The sequence below is a fragment of the Streptomyces sp. GS7 genome, from assembly GCF_009834125.1.
GTDB lineage: Bacteria > Actinomycetota > Actinomycetes > Streptomycetales > Streptomycetaceae > Streptomyces.
This window is the reverse complement of sequence record NZ_CP047146.1, coordinates 2,934,182-2,951,963: the sequence shown is the minus strand read 5'-3', so window position 1 is coordinate 2,951,963 and position 17,782 is coordinate 2,934,182. Positions and strand designations below refer to the sequence as shown.

The window sequence follows — 17,782 nt, the reverse complement described above, 5'->3', positions numbered from 1 at the left end:
GTGGTGGAAACCTCGAAGCCGCGCGCAGCGAGCCCGCGGGCTCACAGGGCGAGCAGCTCCTTGGTCGTGATCGTGAGTAGCTCGGGTCCGCCGTCCGCCTCGGGGCGGACGACGAGGGTGTCGTCGATCCGGACACCCCCACGGCCCGGGATGTGAACCCCCGGCTCGACGGTGACCGGCACGCAAGCGTCCAGTTTACCCATGGCTGCAGGTGCCAACTGAGGGTCCTCGTCGATTTCGAGTCCCACGCCGTGCCCGGTCCACGGTCCGAGCCCCTCGCCGTGCCCCGCCGTCTCCAGCAGATGACGGGTCACCCGGTCCACCTCGCGGCACTCCACACCCGGCGCCAGCGCCTCCCGGCCCGCCTTCTGGGCGGCGAAGACCAGATCGTACAGCTCGATCTGCCAGTCCGCCGGGGTGGTGCCGATGACGAAGGTGCGGCCGATCTCGCAGCGGTAGCCGCGGTAGTTCGCGCCCAGGCCGACGGTCAGGAAGTCGCCCTCCTCCACCCTGCGGTCGGTGGGCAGGTGCCGGGCGCGGCCGGAGTTCGGGCCGGTCGCGACGGAGGTCGCGAATGCCGGGCCGTCGGCGCCGTGGTCGACCAGGCGGCGCTCCAGTTCGAGCGCGAGATGCCGCTCGGTCCGGCCGACCAGGATCGACTCCAGGAGTTCGCCCAGGGCCTGGTCGCTGATCTCGGCGGCGATCCGCAGGCAGGCGATCTCGTCGTCGTCCTTGACCAGTCGCTGCGCCTCGACGGCGCAGGCCAGATCGGTGAGCCGCATCTGCGGGGCGACCTGCGCGAGCGCCCGGTGGCGGGAGACGGTGAGGTGGTGCTCCTCGACGGCGAGGGTGCGGACGCCCTGTTTGGCGGCCAGGTCCGCGGCGGCCACGACGGGATCGCCGCCGCGGCTGGGCAGCACCGAGATCCGTACGTCGTCGGAGGGACGCCCTTCGGAGGGGTCGCCGCTCAGCGGTCTGCCGCAGAGCAGTACGTCATCGCCGGGCCCCAGCAGCAGCGCCGCACCGGGGGGTGTGCAGCCGGTGAGGTAGCGGACGTTCGCGGGGCGCGAGATCAGGGCGGCACAGCTTCCGGTTGCGGCGCAGCGGTCGCGCAGCCGCGTGCGTCGAACCGCGTACAACTCGGACATATCGCCAGCGTACGACCGCACTCCCCGGGCGGCCGTTCGAGACGGCCGCCCGGGGGACCGGGTACCGGCCGCGGACTACCAGCTGGGCGGGCTGGCGATACTGCGGGCGACGACGTCGTCGAGCATCCCGGCGGTGGTGGCGACGTCGTGCTGGGAGTTGTCGATGATCGGCAGCCCGGAGCCGTACCAGCCGGCCATCCGGCCGTGGATCCGGGCCACCTCCTCGTCGGAGAGCCGGCGGTTGCCGCTGCGCCGGGCGTTCCGCTCCAGGACGATCTCCAGCCCCGGGAGCAGCACGATCGGCAGCAGGCCGGGGCCCACATGGCGTTTCCAGCCACCGAGGCCGACGACCGGGCGGTCCGGGAAGACCGCGTCGTCGAGGATGCAGGAGATGCCGTTGGCGAGGAAGTTGCGGGCCGCGAAGCCGCAGGTGCGGCGGGCGAGGCGGTACTGCGCCTCGGAGTTGTCGTTCCATCCCGACTGCGGATCGGCGAAACCGGACCGGACCCATTCACGGACGTCGTCCAGGCTGATGTGCGCGGTCGGCACCCGCCGGGTGTCGGCCCAGTGGCGCGCGACGCTGGTCTTGCCGGCGCCGGCCGGGCCGATCAGCAGCACCGCGACGGCGGCGTGCGCGGCGTCCGGTGCGGCGGTGCCGGCGGACGGGCTGGGCAGCGGGACCGGGGCGCCCGGGGGCAGCTGGATATGGCCGGTGATGTCGGTGCTGTGCTGGGTGGGCGGAGCCTGGTGCGGTGCGGGGGCGGGCCAGCCCGGCCCGGGGGCGCCGTGCACGGGCGGTGCGGGGGCCGGCGCAGGAGCCGGCGGGGCGGCGGGCGGCGGACCCGCGGGGGCGGGCGGTGGGCCGGGCGGGAGGGGCTGCCCGGGGTGGGGTGTCCAGCTCATGGTGGCCCCGGGGGTGTGAAGCGGCCCGCGGGGCGGCGGCAGCGGGGCCCCCACTGCGTACTGCATCCGGTGGCTCTCCGTCTCGTGCGGTCGACGTGGTGCGGTGCGCGGCGCCGGGCGTGGCTGCCCGGTGCGCCGTGCGGTAACCGACCGGCCCGGAAGGGCCGTTGGTGCCCCACCGCTGGTGGTGGGTGGTGCTGCTGTGAACCGTACCTTCCCGGCGGCCGCCCGGAAGGGTCCCTACCCCCGGCTTCCGTCGAATGAACGGCCGAGGGCAGGGAGGATGACCGAAGCCGGTGTGTCAGCCGGAGAGTTCCTCGGCCAGCGCGCGGAGCGCGAGACGGTACGAACCGATACCGAAACCCGCGACGGTGCCGCTGGCGACGGCCGCGATGACCGAATTGTGGCGGAATTCCTCGCGGGCGTACGGGTTCGAGATGTGCACCTCGATGAGCGGGGCGGTGCGCTGGGCGGCGGCGTCCCGCATCGCGTACGAATAGTGCGTGAAGGCACCGGGATTGATGATGACCGGAATCGATCCATCGGCGGCCTCGTGCAGCCAACGGACCATCTCGCCCTCGTCGTTGGTCTCCCGCACCTCGGCCTCGAAGCCCAGCTCCGCGCCGAGCCGGGCGCACTCGGCGACCAGCCCGGCGTAGGAGGTGGCGCCGTAGACGTCGGGCTCGCGGGAGCCCAGCCGGCCGAGGTTGGGGCCGTTGAGGACCAGCACGCGGCGGCTCACCGGGCTCACGCCGCGATCTCGGCGTGCGCGGCGAGCAGCATGGCCGGGTCCGGGCCCTCCAGGACGGTCGGCTTGGCCAGGCCGTCCAGGACGATGAAGCGCAGCCGGTCGCCGCGGGACTTCTTGTCGACCCGCATGGTCTCCAGCAGCTTGGGCCACTGGTCGCCGCGGTAGGTCAGCGGTAGTCCGACGGAGGCCAGGACGGCGCGGTGCCGGTCGGCGGTGGCATCGTCCAACCGGCCCGCGATCCGGCCGAGTTCGGCGGCGAAGACCATACCGACGGAGACCGCGGCGCCGTGCCGCCAGTTGTAGCGCTCGTTCTTCTCGATGGCGTGCGCCAGGGTGTGGCCGTAGTTGAGGATCTCGCGCAGCCCGGACTCCTTGAGGTCCGCGGAGACCACCTCGGCCTTGACCCGGATCGCCCGCTCGATGAGCTCGGCGGTGTGCGGGCCGTCGGGGCGCTTGGCACCTTCCGGGTCCGACTCGATCAGTTGGAGGATCGCCGGGTCGGCGATGAAGCCGGCCTTGATGACCTCGGCCAGTCCGGAGACGTAGTCGTTGACCGGCAGGGAGTCCAGTGCGGCCAGGTCGCAGAGCACCCCGGCCGGCGGGTGGAAGGCGCCGACGAGGTTCTTGCCCTCGGCGGTGTTGATGCCGGTCTTGCCGCCGACCGCCGCGTCCACCATGCCCAGGACGGTGGTCGGTACGGCGATCCAGCGCACCCCGCGCAGCCAGGTCGCGGCGACGAAGCCGGCCAGGTCGGTGGTGGCGCCGCCGCCGACGCCGACGATCACGTCGGTACGGGTGAAACCGGTCTGCCCGAGCGCCTTCCAGCAGTACGCGGCGACCTCGGCGGTCTTGGACTCCTCGGCGTTCGGCAGCTGGATGGCGATCGCGTCGTAGCCCTGGCCGGCCAGGTCCTCGCGCAGCGCCTCGCCCGTGGCGGCCAGCGCCTCGGGGTGCAGCACGGCGACGCGCTTGGCCGCGGTGCCGATCAGTCCGGGGAGTTCGCCCAGCAACTGCCGCCCGACGAGGACCTCGTACGGGTCGGTGCCGGCGGTACCGCCGACCTGGATGCGGGTGGCCTGCTCCGTCATGCCTGTTCCTCCCTGCCGGCGGGCCGCGCGGCATCCGCGGCCGGCCGTAGCTCCAAAGCGTCCACGATCGCGTCGGCGACGTCCTCGGGGGTGCGCTCCCCCGTGGCGATCACGGCGCGCGCGACCTCGGTGTACAGCGGGCGGCGCCGCTCCATCAGCTCGCGCCACTGCTTGCGCGGATTGACCGCGAGCAGCGGGCGCGGCGCGTCCAGGCCCACCCGCTTGACGGCGTCGGCCAGTTCGACGTCCAGGAAGACGACCGGCAGCCCGGTCAGCAGCTTCCGGGTGCCGTCGTCCATGATCGCCCCGCCCCCGAGCGAGAGCACTCCGGGATGGGCGCCCAGGGCCGTACGGACCGCCTCCCGCTCCAGCTCGCGGAAGTGCGGCTCGCCGTCGTCGATGAAGATCTCGGCGATGGGCTTGCCGGCGGTGGCGACGATGTCGGCGTCGGTGTCCCGGTAGCCGACGCCCAGCCGGCCGGCCAGCAGCGCGCCCACGGTGGACTTGCCGGCCCCGGGCGGGCCGACCAGTACGACGACGGGCGCGGTCACTTGATCGCCAGGTTGTCGAGGTAGCTCCGGACGTTGCGGCGGGTCTCCGGCACGCTGTCGCCGCCGAACTTCTCCACCACCGCGTCCGCCAGCACCAGCGCCACCATCGCCTCGGCCACGATGCCGGCGGCCGGCACCGCGCAGACGTCGGAGCGCTGGTGGTGCGCCTTGGCCGCCTCGCCGGTGGCGACGTCGATCGTCGCCAGCGCCCGCGGCACCGTCGCGATCGGCTTCATCGCGGCGCGCACGCGCAGCAGTTCACCGGTGGTCAGCCCGCCCTCGGTGCCACCGGAGCGGCCCGAGGTGCGCTTGATGCCGTCTTCGGTGGCCACGATCTCGTCGTGCGCCTTCGAACCGGGCACCCGCGCCAGGTCGAAGCCGTCGCCGACCTCGACGCCCTTGATGGCCTGGATGCCCATCAGGGCGGCGGCCAGCCGGGCGTCCAGCCGCCGGTCCCAGTGGACGTGCGAACCGAGGCCGACCGGCACGCCGTACGCCAGTACCTCGACCACGCCGCCGAGGGTGTCGCCGTCCTTGTGGGCCTGGTCGATCTCCGCGACCATCGCCTTGCTGGCGTCCGCGTCCAGGCAGCGCACCGGGTCGGCGTCCAGCTTCTCGACGTCGGAGGGCTCGGGGTAGACGCCGTACGGGGCCTTGGCGGCGGCCAGCTCGACGACATGCGAGACGATCTCGATACCGGCCGTCTCCTTCAGGAAGGAGCGGGCGACCGCGCCCAGCGCGACCCGGGCCGCGGTCTCCCGGGCGGAGGCCCGCTCCAGGATCGGGCGGGCCTCGTCGAAGCCGTACTTCTGCATACCGGCGAGGTCGGCGTGGCCGGGGCGGGGGCGGGTCAGCGGGGCGTTGCGGGCCAGCTCGGCCAGTTCGTTCTCGTCGACCGGGTCGGCGGCCATCACCTGCTCCCACTTGGGCCACTCGGTGTTGCCGACCATGATCGCCACCGGGGAGCCCAGCGAGCGGCCGTGCCGCACCCCGCCCAGGAACGTGATCTCGTCCCGTTCGAACTTCATGCGGGCACCGCGGCCATAGCCCAGCCGGCGGCGGGCCAGCGCGTCCGCCACCAGCTCCGTGGTGATCGGGACCCCGGCCGGAAGGCCCTCCAGCGTCGCCACGAGTGCGGGGCCGTGCGACTCCCCCGCCGTCAGCCAGCGCAACCTGCTCAACGGTGCTCCTCAGTACTGCTCATGTGCTGCTCATCCGCGTACGGTCTTCCCCCTGATCCTCCCACGTCGCGCGGGCCGGGCGGCGCGCCGTCCACGCTGCGGACCGGGGCGCGGGGCACCCGGGGCGGGGCCGCGGATCAGCGGGCCGCGAGCGCCGCCTCGCCGGCCGCGCGCATCGCCGCCAGCGGCGCCGGGGACCGGCCGGTCATCTGCTCGACCTGGAGGACGGCCTGGTGGACCAGCAGGTCCAGGCCGCCGACGACGGCGCCCCCGCGGGCGGCCCAGGCGGTGGCCAGCGCCGTCGGCCAGGGCTCGTAGAGGACGTCGAAGAGCGTGCCGGGCCGGTCGGGGACCGCGGCGGCGAGCGCGTCGGTGCTGCCCGCCGGGGTGGTGGCGATGGTCAGCGGCGCCTGGAAGGCCGCGGCGGCGTCCTCCCAGGGGGCGGTGGCGACCGCGACACCGAGCCGTTCGCCCCAGCCGCGCATCTCGGCGGCGCGCGCGGCGCTGCGGACGTACGCGGTGACCTCGCCGGTGCAGATGCGGGAGAGCGCGGCGAGCGCGGAGGAGGCGGTGGCGCCGGCGCCCAGGACGGCGGCCCGCTCGACCGTGTCGACGCCGCGCTCGCGCAGCGCGGCGAGCATGCCGGGGATGTCGGTGTTGTCGCCGAGGCGGCGCCCGTCGGGGGCGAACACGACGGTGTTGACCGCCTCGACCGAGGCCGCGGTCGCGGTGATCTCGTCGAGCAGCGGGATCACCGCGCGCTTGAGCGGCATGGTCAGCGACAGGCCCGCCCACTCCGGGCCGAGCTTCTCCAGGAACCCGGGGAGCGCGGCCTCGTCGACCTCGTGGCGGCCGTACTCCCAGCCGGTCAGCCCGAGTGCGTCGTAGGCGGCGCGGTGCAGCACCGGCGAGAGGGAGTGCGCGATGGGCGATCCGAGGACCGCCGCCTTCTTGTTGTCGGACACGGCCTTGCCTTCAGTTCCCGTTCTGCTTCTTCTTCTCTTGCTGCCGCTTGTTGAATTCCTGGACCAGCTTCTGATGGTCGGTGTAATTCGTCGTGAATTCCGTCGTCTTACCGTCCACCGAAATGAAGTAGAGCCACTTGTCGGAATTATCCGGATTGATGGTCGCCTTGAGCGCATCGGCACCGGGATTTCCGATGGGGCCGGGCGGCAGACCCTTGTAGAAGTAGGTGTTGTACGGGTCGTTGTAGTGCCGGATTTCCTCGGTACTGATATTGATCTTGCTCTGGTTCTTCAGGTAGTTGAAGGTCGAGTCGAATTCCAGCCGCTGAAACGTATCTTTATTGGTCGGGGCCAGCCGGTTGTAGACGACGGCCGCCATCTTCCGGAAGTCATCGTGCGTCATGCCTTCGGCCTGGGTGAGGCTGGCGACGGTGATGAGCTGGAGCGGAGACGTCAGATGGAATTTCTGGGCATTCGCTTCGAGATCGTACTTCTGGTATTCCTGGGTGGCCCGGCCGACCATTTCCTTGAGGACGTCCACGGGCTTCGCGTTGTCGCCCACGCTGTACGTCGACGGGTAGAGGAAGCCCTCCAGCGGGTCCTTGATCTTCGGGGAGTCATCGGCCCAGGACGGCAGCCCCAGATTCTTTGCCTGGCTCTTGGCGACTTCCTTGGTGGTGCCCGCCTTGAGCTTGAGCTTTTTGTCGATCATTTCGTAGACCGCGGAGGCGCGCAGACCCTCGCGGATCGTGAGGCCGTTACGGCTCTTGGGGTCCAGCATCAGATCGATGGCGGAAGCCGCGGACATCTGCTTGCGCAGCGAATACGTGCCGGGCTGGAGGCTCCGCGACGCCTTGTTGTTGTCGGCCGCCTCGGTGAACGCCGCGGCGCTCTTGATCACATCGTCCTTGGCGAGGATCACGCCCATCTCGGACAGCGGCACCCCGTCCGGGATCACCACCTGCACCTCGCCGGTGCCCTCGCCCGTGTAGTCGGGGGCCGAGCCGAAGTGCCGCATGATGAAGTCGCGGCCGAAGTAGCCGACCGTGCCCACCACACCGCCCAAGGCCAGGATCACGACCAGGCAGGCGGTGCCGCTGCGCCGCTTGTTCTTCTTGCCGCGGCGCTCCCGGCCGGGCTGTTCCTCGTCCTCCGGGTCGAGGTCGCCGTGCCCGTCGTCCGGGTCGTCGGCGAAGAACGAGTCCCCCGGCCCCCGCTCGGCCGGCTCCGGCTCGGCCCGCCAGTCGTCCCCGACAGCGGCCGGGTCGTCGTAGTGCGGCTCGCCCTGCTGCGGATGCTGCGGACCGTACTCCTGGGTGTGCCCGTCGGGATGCTGCGGATGCGGTACCTGGCCGTACTGCTGCTGGTCGTGCGGCGGCGCCGCCTGCTGCGCGGGCAGCTGCTGGGTCTCCTGGAACGGGTAGCCGTCCTGGCCGCCGTAGTACTCGTGGCCGCCCTGGGCCGCGTACGGATCGGCCGGCGGATGCTGCGCGTGCTGCCCGTAGGGGTCGTACGGGTCGTACGGCAGCCGGCCGGCCTGCGGTGCGCCGGTCCAGCCGCCGTGACCCGGGTCGTACTGCTGCTGGGAGTGCTGCGGATGCTGCTGGGGGTGCGGGTGCTGCTGGGGATACCCGGCGGGCTGCTGCCCGTTCCACTGAGGCTGCTGCGCCTGGCCTCCGTAGGGACCCTGGTCTCCGTAGAGCGGGTCCTCGGGATGCCACGGTTCGGAGCCGTAGCCCCGGCCATACTCGGTCATCGATCCCCTAGAGCCGAGAGGCGGCGCGCCCCTTGCCGGCAGCGCCTGCGGTACCCATCCGCCTCTACTTGCACGCGCGGCTGTTCGAACCGCCGCCACATCCCGCGGAACGTTACCGTACCGCGATCAGATGACCACTTCGACGCTCTCCCCCGGCGGCTGCCCAGAGGTCCGTTCGGTTTCCAGCGCGCTCTGCAGAATGACCACCGCGGCGGCCTGATCGACCACCGAGCGGCCCTTCTTGCTCCGGACCCCGGAGGCCCGCAGCCCCTGGGTCGCGGTGACCGTCGACATCCGCTCGTCGACCAGCCGCACCCCTACGGGCGCGATGTTCCGGGCCATCTCCTGCGCGAAGGCCCGGACCTTGGCCGCGGCCGGCCCCTCTCCCCCACTGAGGGAGCGGGGCAGCCCGACCACGACCTCCAGCGGCTCGTACTCCTCGACAATCGCCTTGAGCCGCCGGTGTGCTGAGGGGACATCACGTCCCGGCACGGTCTCGACGGGGGTGGCGAGGACCCCGTCGGGGTCGCACGAGGCGACCCCGATGCGGGCGTCCCCGACATCCACCGCGATGCGCCGGCCGCGTCGCATCTCGCTCACGCCCGTCAGGCCGCCTCGGCCACGAGCCGCTCGACGGCGGCGATGGCCTCGGGCACGGCGGCGGCGTTCTGCCCGCCGCCCTGGGCCACGTCCGGCTTGCCGCCGCCACCGCCGCCGAGCGCCTTGGCGGCCGCACGGACCAGGTCGCCGGCCTTGATGCCGCGTTCGCGGGCGGCCTCGTTGGTGGCGATGACGGTCAGCGGGCGGCCGTTGGCGACAGCGAAGAGCGCCACAACCACCGGGCGGTCGCCGAGGATCCGGCCGCGGACGTCCAGCACCAGCTTGCGCAGGTCGTCGGCGGAGGTGCCGTCCGGGACCTGCGCGGCGGCCAGGGCCAGCCCGCGGACGTCCCTGACGCCCTCGGCCAGCCCGGCCGCGGCCTGCAGCACCTTCTCGGCGCGGAACTTCTCGATCTCCTTCTCGGCGTCCTTGAGCTTGGCCAGGACACCGGAGATCTTCTCCGGCAGCTCCTCCGGGCGCCCCTTGACCAGCTCGGTGAGCTGCGAGACGACGGTGTGCTCACGGGCCAGGAACCTGTAGGCGTCCACGCCCACCAGCGCCTCGACACGGCGCACGCCGGACCCGATCGAGGACTCTCCGAGCAGCTTCACCAGGCCCAGCTGGGCGGTGTTGTGGACGTGCGTACCGCCGCACAGCTCCTTGGAGAAGTCGCCGATGGTCACCACGCGGACCCGCTCGCCGTACTTCTCGCCGAACTCGGCGATGGCGCCCTGCTTCTTGGCGTCCTCCATGCTCATGACCTCGGCGTGCACGTCGAGTTCACGGGCGAGCACGTCGTTGATCTTCTGCTCGACGTCGGTCAGCACCGAGCCGGGCACCGCGGTCGGCGAGCCGAAGTCGAAGCGGAAGCGGCCCGGGGAGTTCTCCGAACCGGCCTGGGCGGCCGTCGGGCCCAGGGCATCGCGCAGCGCCTGGTGGGTGAGGTGGGTGGCGCTGTGGGCACGGGCGATGGCGCGTCGGCGGGTGACGTCGATGGCGGCGTACGCGGCGGCGCCGAGCACCACCTCGCCGACCTGGACGACGCCCTTGTGGACGGTCACGCCCGGCACCGGCTGCTGGACGTCGCGGACCTCGACGACGGCGCCGGAGTCCAGCTTGATCCGGCCGGTGTCGGCGAGCTGCCCGCCGCCCTCGGCGTAGAAGGGGGTGCGGTCCAGGACGACCTCGACCTCGTCGCCTTCATGGGCGGCGGGGGCCGGGACGCCGTTGACCAGCAGGCCGACCACGGAGGACTCGCCCTCGGTGGCGCTGTAGCCGGTGAACTCCGTGGTGCCGGCGGCGTCGGCGACCTCGCGGTAGGCGGACAGGTCGGCGTGGCCGTGCTTCTTGGCCTGGGCGTCGGCCTTGGCGCGCTCCCGCTGCTCCTTCATCAGGCGGCGGAAGCCGTCCTCGTCGACCGAGAGGCCCTGCTCGGCGGCCATTTCGAGGGTGAGGTCGATCGGGAAGCCCCAGGTGTCGTGGAGCAGGAACGCCTTGTCGCCGGGCAGGACGGTGCCGCCGGCGGACTTGGTCTCCGTGACGGCGCTGTCGAGGATGTTGGTGCCGGCCTTCAGCGTCTTGACGAAGGCGGCCTCCTCGGCGAGGGCGACCGTCTCGATGCGGCGGCGGTCCTCCAGCAGCTCCGGGTACTGCTGGCCCATCGTCTTGATGACGACGTCCAGCAGCTCGCCGACGACCAGCCCGTCGGCGCCGAGCAGCCGCATGTTGCGGATGGCGCGGCGCATGATGCGGCGCAGGACGTAGCCGCGGCCCTCGTTGCCGGGGGTGACGCCGTCGCCGATGAGCATCGTGGACGTCCGCATGTGGTCGGCGACCACCCGCAGGGAGACGTCGGAGGCGTCCGCGGCACCGTAGCGGACGCCGGAGAGCTCGGTGGCCTTGTCGATGACGACGCGGAGGGTGTCCGTCTCGTACATGTTGCGCACGTCCTGCAGGATCATCGCCAGCCGCTCCAGACCGAGGCCGGTGTCGATGTTCTTGCTGGGCAGGTCGCCGAGGATCTCGAAGTCCTCCTTGCCGAGGCCCGCTCCGCGCTCGTACTGCATGAAGACCAGGTTCCAGATCTCCACGTACCGCTCGTCGTTGACGGCCGGGCCGCCCTCGACGCCGAAGGTCGGACCGCGGTCGTAGTTGATCTCGGAGCACGGACCGCACGGGCCCGGGACACCCATGGACCAGTAGTTCTCCTTCTTGCCCAGCCGCTGGATGCGCTCCTTGGGCACGCCGATGACCTCGTGCCAGATGCGCTCGGCCTCGTCGTCGTCCAGGTAGACGGTGATCCAGAGCCGCTCCGGGTCGAGGCCGTAGCCGCCGTCCGCCTGCGAGCCGGTCAGCAGCTCCCAGGCGTACTTGATGGCGCCTTCCTTGAAGTAGTCGCCGAAGGAGAAGTTGCCGCACATCTGGAAGAACGTGCCGTGCCGGGTGGTCTTGCCGACCTCTTCGATGTCCGGCGTGCGCACGCACTTCTGGACGCTGGTGGCGGTCTTGTAGGGGGGCTTGACCTCGCCGAGGAAGTACGGCTTGAAGGGGACCATGCCCGCGGGGACCAGCAGCAGCGTCGGGTCGTCCGCGATGAGCGACGCCGACGGCACGACGGTGTGCCCGCGCTCCTCGAAGAAGCGCAGCCAGCGGCGGCGGATTTCAGCCGACTCCATCAGTGGTCCTCTTTTCCAGTCGGTCCGGTCAGACCGTTCGGTCCGGTTGTTCTCGTGGTGCGGTACGGCGTTTCGAGCACCGCGCGGCGCGGTGCGGGCAGCTCGGGCACGTCGGCCGGCGAACTGAGCCCGAGGGCGTCGTGCAGCTGCTCTTCACGGTCCGCCATTCCGGTCCGTACGTCCAATGCAAATTGGCGCAGCCGGTGTCCGGTCTCGACGGCCTTGTCCGCGGCCTGGGCGGCGAGGCTGTCGGGCTGCAGCTTGCGCAGCTTTTGGTGGACCTTGTTGGTGGCCCACACTCCGGCGGCGGCGCCGGTGGTGAACCAGAATGCGCGGCGGAACATCGCTGTGATCAGTCCTTGGAGCGACGGTTGCGGCGCCCGCCGCGGCGGGCGCCGGGCAGGGTACGGCCGACGACGACGGTGCGCTGGGCGCGCCCGGCGGCAGGGGCCGCCTCGCCCTTCTTGCCGATCGCGCGGCGCACGCCGTAGCCGAACGCGGCCACCTTGACCAGTGGCCCGCCGAAGGCGGAGGAGACGGTCGAGGAGAGCGCGGAGGCGTTGGCGGTGACCTCCTGGACGTCGGCGGCGATGGCGTCGACGCGGGCGAGCTGGGTGTGCGCGGAGCGAACGGTCGCGGACGCGTCGGCGAGCAGCGGCACGGCCTGCTCGGACACCTCGGCCACCATCTTGGTCGTCGCCTTGAGGGTCTGTGCGAGCCTCACCAGTACGAGGGCGAGGAACGACACGAGGATCGCCCAGAAGACGGCCACGAGGATCCCGGCCACCTCTCCACCGGACACGCTGGCACCACTCTCCGACTGGTTCTTGGGTCTGGTCTCGTCCTGCTCGAACGGCAACCTTGACCTTATCGCGCCGTGACTGTCCGTCCGTACCCCGTTCCCGGTGCCGAGAGCGGCACCGGAAGGGGTGATTGTACGGTCCGCATCCCCCCGAGTACGCTCCGTGTGCCATGCGACGCTTCTCGCGCCCCGGTCCCGCTTCCCGCCACTCCCCCGCGCGGGGGCGGGCGCCGGGCAACGTGCCCGTGGAGCTCGACCGGTTCGTCGGCCGCGCGGACGAACTGGCCGCGCTGGAGCGGCAGCTGGCCGCCGCCCGGCTCGTCACTCTGACCGGTGTCGGCGGCGTGGGGAAGTCCCGGCTCGCCCTCCATAGCGCAGCGATCTTGCAGGATCGCTTCTGCGACGGGGTGTGGCTGGTCGAACTGTCCGCACTGCGCGAACCGCATCTCCTGGACCACACGGTCGCCGAGGCGCTGGCACTGTCCGACCGCACCGGCCGCCCGTCCCGCGCCGCGCTCCGCGACCACCTCGCCGACCGCGAACTGCTGCTCGTCGTGGACGGCTACGAGCACCTGGTGGACGCCTGCGCCGAGCTGACCGCCGAGCTGCTGTGCCACGCCCCCGCGCTGCGCGTACTGGCCGCCGGCCGCCGACCGCTCGGGCTGCCCGGTGAGCACAACCTGCCGGTGCCCCCGATGAACACCGCCGACGCCACCGCCCTCTTCACCGACCGCGCCGTGTCCGTGCTCCCCGGTTTCACGACGCCCGAGCCGGCCGACGAGGCGGCGGTCACCGAACTCTGCGACCGCCTCGACGGCATCCCGCTGGCCCTGGAGCTGGCCGCCGGGCGGCTGCGCGCACTCTCCGTCGACCAGGTGCTGCACCGGCTCGACGACCGCTTCCGGCTGCTGACCGGCACGGTCCGCGGGGGGCTGCCGCGCCACCGGACGCTGCGCTGCGCCATCGGCTGGAGCCATGAGCTGTGCACCCCGGAGGAACGGCTGCTGTGGGCCCGACTGACCGTCTTCGCCGGGCAGTTCGACCTGGACGCCGTGGAGTACGTCTGCTCGGGCCCGGAGCTTCCGGCCGACGAACTCCTGGATACCGTCGGGGAGTTGGTCGCGCAGTCGGTGCTCGTACGGGAGGACGCCGCGGCCGGGGTGCGCTACCGGATGCTGGACACCGTGCGGGAATACGGCGCGGGCTGGCTGGCGGGGACGCCGGACGGCGAGCGGCTGCGCCGCCGGCACCGCGACTGGTACGTGGGGCTGGCGACCTGGTGCGAGCTGGACTGGTTCAGCCCCCGGCAGGCGGAGATCGCGGCCCGGATCGACGCCGACCTGCCCAATCTGCGCGTCGCGCTGGAGCAGAGCCTGGAGAGCACGGACGACGTCCACCTCGGCCAGTACCTGGCCGGCACCCTGTGGTTCTACTGGGTGGGCTGCGGGCGGCTCTCGGAGGGCCGGCACTGGCTCGACCGGGCGCTGGAGCTGGAGAGCGGCCATGACGACGCCCGGCTGAAGGCGCTGTGGGTGACCGGGCAGGTGGCGGTCCTCCAGGGCGACACGGTCGGCGCGCTCGGGGCGCTCCAGGAGTGCCGCGAGGAGGCCGAGCGGACCGGCAACGCCGCGGCCGCCGCCTACGCGCTGCACCGCACCGGCTGCCTCGCGCTGGTCTGCGACGACATGCCGCGCGCCGAGACGCTGCTGCGCGGGGCGCTCGCCCGATACCGGGAGATGGGCGAGCTCAACAGCAACGTGCTGATGGGCCAGGTCGAGCTGGCGCTGGCGGTGGCCTTCCAGGGGCAGTTGGAGGACGCGGTTCGGCTGTGCGAGGACGTCCGGCAGGTGTGCGGGGAGCACGGCGAGCGCTGGACGCTGGCGTACGCGCAGTTCGTGCTGGCCTTCGCGGCCTGGTCGCGCGGGGAGGGCGGGCGGGCGCGGGCGCTGCTGGAGGAGTGCCTGGCCATCGACCACTCCTTCCACGACCTGCTGGGCGCGGTGCTGGCGATCGAGCTGCTGGCCCTGGTGACGCTCGGCGAGGGCGATGCGGAGGAGGCGGCCGTGCTCCAGGGCGCGGCCGGCCGGATCTGGCCGTCGGTGGGGCTGCCGCTCTTCGGCTCGCGCTACTACAACCAGCCGCACGAACTGTGCGAGCAGCAGGCCCGGGCCCGGCTCGGGGCGGCGCGCTACGAGCACTGCCTGCGGACCGGCGGGCGGCTGGACCTGGACGCGACGGTGGCCCGGATCCTCCAGCCCGGGAGCCCCGAGGACACCGCCCCCGGGACGCGCGGGGTGGTGCGGATCGCCGCGCCCCCGACGAACCAGCCCGCCGCCTCCCCCTCCGCGAGCGGCGGGGAGACGGCGGGCTGAGCGGTGCGTGCTGCGCCGGCCGGAGATCAGCGGGCGTAGTACTCGACGACGAGCTGCTCGTCGCAGATCACCGGGATCTCCTTGCGGTTCGGGTCCCGGTCCAGGCGGAACGCCAGCGCCTGGAGGTTGACCTCCAGGTAGCGCGGGGTCTCGCCGTCGGTGGCGTAGCCACCCTCGCGGGCAACCTGGAAGGGGTGCTTCTCGCGGCTGCGCTCGCGGACCATCACGACGTCGCCGGGGCGGACGCGGAAGGACGGCTTGTCGACCTTGCGGTCGTTCACCGAGATGTGGCCGTGGACGACCATCTGGCGGGCCTGGTAGATCGTCCGGGCCAGACCCGAACGCAGGACGAGCGCGTCCAGACGGCGCTCCAGCTCGACGATGAGGGCCTCGCCCGTCTTGCCTTCGACCTTCCGAGCGCGGTCGTAGGCACGGACCATCTGGCGCTCGCTGATGTCGTACTGGGCGCGCAGACGCTGCTTCTCCAGCAGCCGGACCTTGTAGTCGCTGCTCTGCTTGCGGCCACGGCCGTGCTCGCCGGGCGGGTAGGGACGGGCCTCGAAGTACTTGACCGCCTTCGGCGTCAGCGCGATGCCGAGCGCGCGCGACTTCTTGACCTTGGGACGCGACTGGTTCACGTGGAACGTTCCTCCATGTAAGTTAGGTGAGGCTTACCTTACCGCGAGGAGAACGCATGTTTCGACCTGGGATCCCCCTGCCCGGCGCGCACAGCACCAAGGCGGGTCAGCCGCGTCCCGTGGAAGACGCCCAGCGGCCCTCGGCGGCTGAGCGCATACGAACTCTCGTCGAATCCCATGGTATGGCGTCGCTGAACGTGCCCGGAGTCGAGGACCGCGACGAGGCCGGCCTCTCCGCACCGGCCTGCCGGGCCGTCACGGACGAGGGAGACGTGCTGCTGCTGGTTCCCGGCGACTCCGCGGCGGCCCGGGCGGCGGCCCACGCGCAGGACGACGACCTGGCGGCCGTGATGGAGATCACGGACGTGGCACCGGTCTCGGTGCCCCATCGCATCCGCGGACGCGCCTGGGTGGCCGGCTGGCTGACCCCCGTACGCAACGACGACCGCTCGGCGGCGGCGCTGCTGCTCGCCGAGCGGCACCCCGTCGGCGAGCTGCTCGGTATCGGGGAGGCGCTGCGGCCTGACGCCGTGCCGGGACTCCACGGGCGGGCCGCCTGGATGATGCTGCGCCTGGAGGTCGGCGAGGGCGCAGTGGACGACCTGTGGGGCGCGGAGTCCGTGGAGCCCGACGCCTTCGCCGCGGCGGCGCCCGATCCGCTGGTCGCCCACGAGGCGGAGCTGCTCCAGCATCTGCACACGGCGCACGGCGAGCAGGTCCGCGGACTGTGCGCGCTGCTGGGCGACCGGGGCGCCGTCTGCGGGCAGCGCGACCGGGCCGTGCCGCTGGGCCTGGACCGCTTCGGGCTGCGGGTCCGCTTCACCGACGAGGCGCAGCGGTCCTTCGACGCCCGCTTCGACTTCCCCGAGCCGGTCCGCGACATCGCCGAGCTGCGCCGGGCGATGCACACCCTCTTCGAAGCCGCGGCGCGGTGACACCGGGCCCCGGCGGACGGTGCCGCCCGCGCCCGGCTCAGTCGCCGCTCTCGCCGCTCTCGCCGCGCAGCCTGGCGCGTACCCGGTCGGCGACATCGGCGTAGCGCGCCTCGACGCCGTGCCGGGTCGGGGCGTAATAGCGCTTGCCGTGCACCTCGTCCGGGGCGTACTGCTGGGCCGCGATACCGCCCGGCAGGTCGTGCGGATACTGATATCCCTGGCCGTGGCCGAGCTTCTGGGCGCCCTTGTAGTGGCTGTCGCGCAGATGCGGGGGGACCGCGCCGGCGTGCCCGGCCCGCACATCCGCCAGGGCAGCGTCTATCGCCATGTAGGCGGCGTTGGACTTGGGTGCCAGGGCGAGCGCGATGGTGGCCTGGCTCAGCGTGATCCGGGCTTCCGGGAAGCCGATCAGCGCCACCGCCTGGGCAGCCGCCACCGCGGTCTGCAGCGCCGTCGGATCGGCCAGCCCGATGTCCTCGCTCGCCGAGATCATCAGCCGGCGGGCGATGAACCGCGGGTCCTCCCCCGCCTCGATCATCCGCGCGAGATAGTGCAGCGCGGCATCGACGTCGGAGCCCCGGATCGACTTGATCAGCGCGCTGGCGACGTCGTAGTGCTGGTCGCCGTCCCGGTCGTACTTCACCGCCGCGCGGTCGACCGACTCCTCCAGCGTCTGAAGGGTGATCTCCGGCTCCCCCTTGGCCAGCGCGGCCCCGGCGCCGGCCTCCAGGGCCGTCAGCGCCCGCCGGGCGTCGCCGCCGGCGACCCGCAGCAGATGCGCCTCGGTGTCCGCGGGGAGCGTGACGGTCCCGGCGAGCCCGCGCTCGTCGGTCAGCGCGCGCTGCAGCAGCCGACGCAGGTCGTCGTCCGTGAGCGGCTCCAGCGTCAGCAGCAGCGAACGGGAGAGCAGCGGGGAGATCACCGAGAAATACGGGTTCTCGGTGGTCGCGGCGATCAGGGTCACCCAGCGGTTCTCCACCGCGGGCAGCAGGGAGTCCTGCTGGGCCTTGCTGAAGCGGTGGATCTCGTCGAGGAAGAGGACGGTCTCCTTGCCGTATCCCCCCGAGGCGCGGCGGGCGCCGTCGATGACCGCCCGGACCTCCTTGACGCCGGCGGTGATCGCGGAGAGCTCGACGAAGCGCTTGTTCGTCGCCTGGCTGACGACGTACGCCAGGGTCGTCTTGCCGATCCCGGGCGGCCCCCACAGGAACACCGACGACGGCCCGGCCGGCCCCCCGTGCCCCTCGCCCACCAGCCGGCGCAGCGGCGAACCGGGCTTGAGCAGATGCTGCTGGCCGACGACCTCGTCGAGGGTGCGCGGGCGCATGCGTACGGCGAGAGGGGCCCCCACGGGGTCCCTCTCCTGACGGTCTTCCGCGGCGGCGGTGAACAGGTCGGGCTCCACGCTCAGGAGCCT

Annotated in this window: 16 protein-coding genes; 2 read left to right on the top strand and 14 right to left on the bottom strand. The window is 72.4% G+C overall.

From position 1 onward, the window contains the following. Window positions 1-41: 41 nt before the first annotated feature. The 12 genes from GR130_RS12780 to GR130_RS12725 all read right to left on the bottom strand — a co-directional run bounded on the left by GR130_RS12780 (window position 42) and on the right by GR130_RS12725 (window position 12,420). Window positions 42-1,148: an aminopeptidase P family protein gene (locus GR130_RS12780; RefSeq protein ID WP_159504839.1), complete on the bottom strand. Its 1,107-nt coding sequence runs from the start codon at window positions 1,146-1,148 to the stop codon at window positions 42-44. A gap of 75 nt (window positions 1,149-1,223) precedes the next feature. Beyond that, window positions 1,224-2,117, bottom strand: a complete 894-nt coding sequence (locus GR130_RS12775; RefSeq protein ID WP_159504838.1) for a Pro-rich N-terminal domain-containing protein — start codon at window positions 2,115-2,117, stop codon at window positions 1,224-1,226. A gap of 235 nt (window positions 2,118-2,352) precedes the next feature. Next, window positions 2,353-2,793: a type II 3-dehydroquinate dehydratase gene (aroQ, locus tag GR130_RS12770; RefSeq protein ID WP_159509930.1), complete on the bottom strand. Its 441-nt coding sequence runs from the start codon at window positions 2,791-2,793 to the stop codon at window positions 2,353-2,355. A gap of 5 nt (window positions 2,794-2,798) precedes the next feature. Continuing rightward, entirely contained in the window at window positions 2,799-3,890 is a 1,092-nt protein-coding gene (gene aroB / locus GR130_RS12765) for a 3-dehydroquinate synthase (protein WP_159504837.1), read from the bottom strand. Then, window positions 3,887-4,441: a shikimate kinase gene (locus tag GR130_RS12760; protein WP_159504836.1), complete on the bottom strand. Its 555-nt coding sequence runs from the start codon at window positions 4,439-4,441 to the stop codon at window positions 3,887-3,889. The genes aroB and GR130_RS12760 overlap by 4 nt, the downstream gene beginning before the upstream one ends. Beyond that, window positions 4,438-5,622, bottom strand: coding sequence for a chorismate synthase (gene aroC, locus GR130_RS12755; RefSeq protein ID WP_159504835.1), 1,185 nt, complete (start codon window positions 5,620-5,622; stop codon window positions 4,438-4,440). The genes GR130_RS12760 and aroC overlap by 4 nt, the downstream gene beginning before the upstream one ends. A 137-nt stretch (window positions 5,623-5,759) precedes the next feature. Then, window positions 5,760-6,587 carry a shikimate dehydrogenase gene (locus GR130_RS12750; protein WP_159504834.1) on the bottom strand — a complete coding sequence of 276 codons (828 nt, stop codon included), beginning with the start codon at window positions 6,585-6,587 and terminating at the stop codon, window positions 5,760-5,762. Window positions 6,588-6,597: 10 nt separating this feature from the next. Continuing rightward, window positions 6,598-8,343 (bottom strand): endolytic transglycosylase MltG, encoded by a 1,746-nt coding sequence (mltG, locus tag GR130_RS12745; protein WP_159504833.1) that lies wholly within the window; start codon window positions 8,341-8,343, stop codon window positions 6,598-6,600. A 126-nt stretch (window positions 8,344-8,469) separates the two neighbouring features. Then, window positions 8,470-8,934: a Holliday junction resolvase RuvX gene (gene ruvX, locus GR130_RS12740; RefSeq protein ID WP_159509929.1), complete on the bottom strand. Its 465-nt coding sequence runs from the start codon at window positions 8,932-8,934 to the stop codon at window positions 8,470-8,472. Between the two features lie 14 nt (window positions 8,935-8,948). After that, on the bottom strand, window positions 8,949-11,618 hold the full coding sequence (gene alaS, locus GR130_RS12735; RefSeq protein WP_159504832.1) for an alanine--tRNA ligase: 2,670 nt from the start codon (window positions 11,616-11,618) through the stop codon (window positions 8,949-8,951). Continuing rightward, complete coding sequence (locus GR130_RS12730; RefSeq protein ID WP_159504831.1) at window positions 11,618-11,962, bottom strand: DUF6167 family protein; 345 nt, start codon at window positions 11,960-11,962, stop codon at window positions 11,618-11,620. The genes alaS and GR130_RS12730 overlap by 1 nt, the downstream gene beginning before the upstream one ends. A gap of 8 nt (window positions 11,963-11,970) precedes the next feature. Continuing rightward, entirely contained in the window at window positions 11,971-12,420 is a 450-nt protein-coding gene (locus tag GR130_RS12725) for a DUF948 domain-containing protein (RefSeq protein ID WP_236572994.1), read from the bottom strand. Between the two features lie 170 nt (window positions 12,421-12,590). Between GR130_RS12725 and GR130_RS12720 the strand changes: the two genes are divergently transcribed. Continuing rightward, window positions 12,591-14,792 (top strand): ATP-binding protein, encoded by a 2,202-nt coding sequence (locus tag GR130_RS12720; RefSeq protein ID WP_159504830.1) that lies wholly within the window; start codon window positions 12,591-12,593, stop codon window positions 14,790-14,792. A gap of 26 nt (window positions 14,793-14,818) precedes the next feature. Here the strand turns inward: GR130_RS12720 and rpsD are convergent, their stop codons facing one another. Beyond that, window positions 14,819-15,430 carry a 30S ribosomal protein S4 gene (gene rpsD / locus GR130_RS12715; RefSeq protein WP_039638011.1) on the bottom strand — a complete coding sequence of 204 codons (612 nt, stop codon included), beginning with the start codon at window positions 15,428-15,430 and terminating at the stop codon, window positions 14,819-14,821. 182 nt (window positions 15,431-15,612) lie between these two features. Here rpsD and GR130_RS12710 point away from each other — a divergent pair, with 182 nt between their 5' ends. Next, the gene (locus tag GR130_RS12710) at window positions 15,613-16,365 is read left to right on the top strand and encodes a DUF2470 domain-containing protein (protein ID WP_159509927.1); all 753 of its coding nucleotides are present in this window, start codon (window positions 15,613-15,615) and stop codon (window positions 16,363-16,365) included. A 37-nt stretch (window positions 16,366-16,402) separates the two neighbouring features. Here the strand turns inward: GR130_RS12710 and GR130_RS12705 are convergent, their stop codons facing one another. After that, window positions 16,403-17,770, bottom strand: coding sequence for a replication-associated recombination protein A (locus GR130_RS12705; RefSeq protein WP_159504829.1), 1,368 nt, complete (start codon window positions 17,768-17,770; stop codon window positions 16,403-16,405). Between the last annotated feature and the right edge of the window lie 12 nt (window positions 17,771-17,782).

Coding starts and splice junctions, on each gene's coding strand:
- GR130_RS12780 (WP_159504839.1), bottom strand. CDS start 1,148: ATGTCCGAGTTGTACGCGGTTCGACGCACGCGGCTGCGCGACCGCTGC.
- GR130_RS12775 (WP_159504838.1), bottom strand. CDS start 2,117: ATGCAGTACGCAGTGGGGGCCCCGCTGCCGCCGCCCCGCGGGCCGCTT.
- aroB (WP_159504837.1), bottom strand. CDS start 3,890: ATGACGGAGCAGGCCACCCGCATCCAGGTCGGCGGTACCGCCGGCACC.
- mltG (WP_159504833.1), bottom strand. CDS start 8,343: ATGACCGAGTATGGCCGGGGCTACGGCTCCGAACCGTGGCATCCCGAG.
- ruvX (WP_159509929.1), bottom strand. CDS start 8,934: ATGCGACGCGGCCGGCGCATCGCGGTGGATGTCGGGGACGCCCGCATC.
- alaS (WP_159504832.1), bottom strand. CDS start 11,618: ATGGAGTCGGCTGAAATCCGCCGCCGCTGGCTGCGCTTCTTCGAGGAG.
- GR130_RS12730 (WP_159504831.1), bottom strand. CDS start 11,962: ATGTTCCGCCGCGCATTCTGGTTCACCACCGGCGCCGCCGCCGGAGTG.
- GR130_RS12720 (WP_159504830.1), top strand. CDS start 12,591: ATGCGACGCTTCTCGCGCCCCGGTCCCGCTTCCCGCCACTCCCCCGCG.
- GR130_RS12710 (WP_159509927.1), top strand. CDS start 15,613: ATGGCGTCGCTGAACGTGCCCGGAGTCGAGGACCGCGACGAGGCCGGC.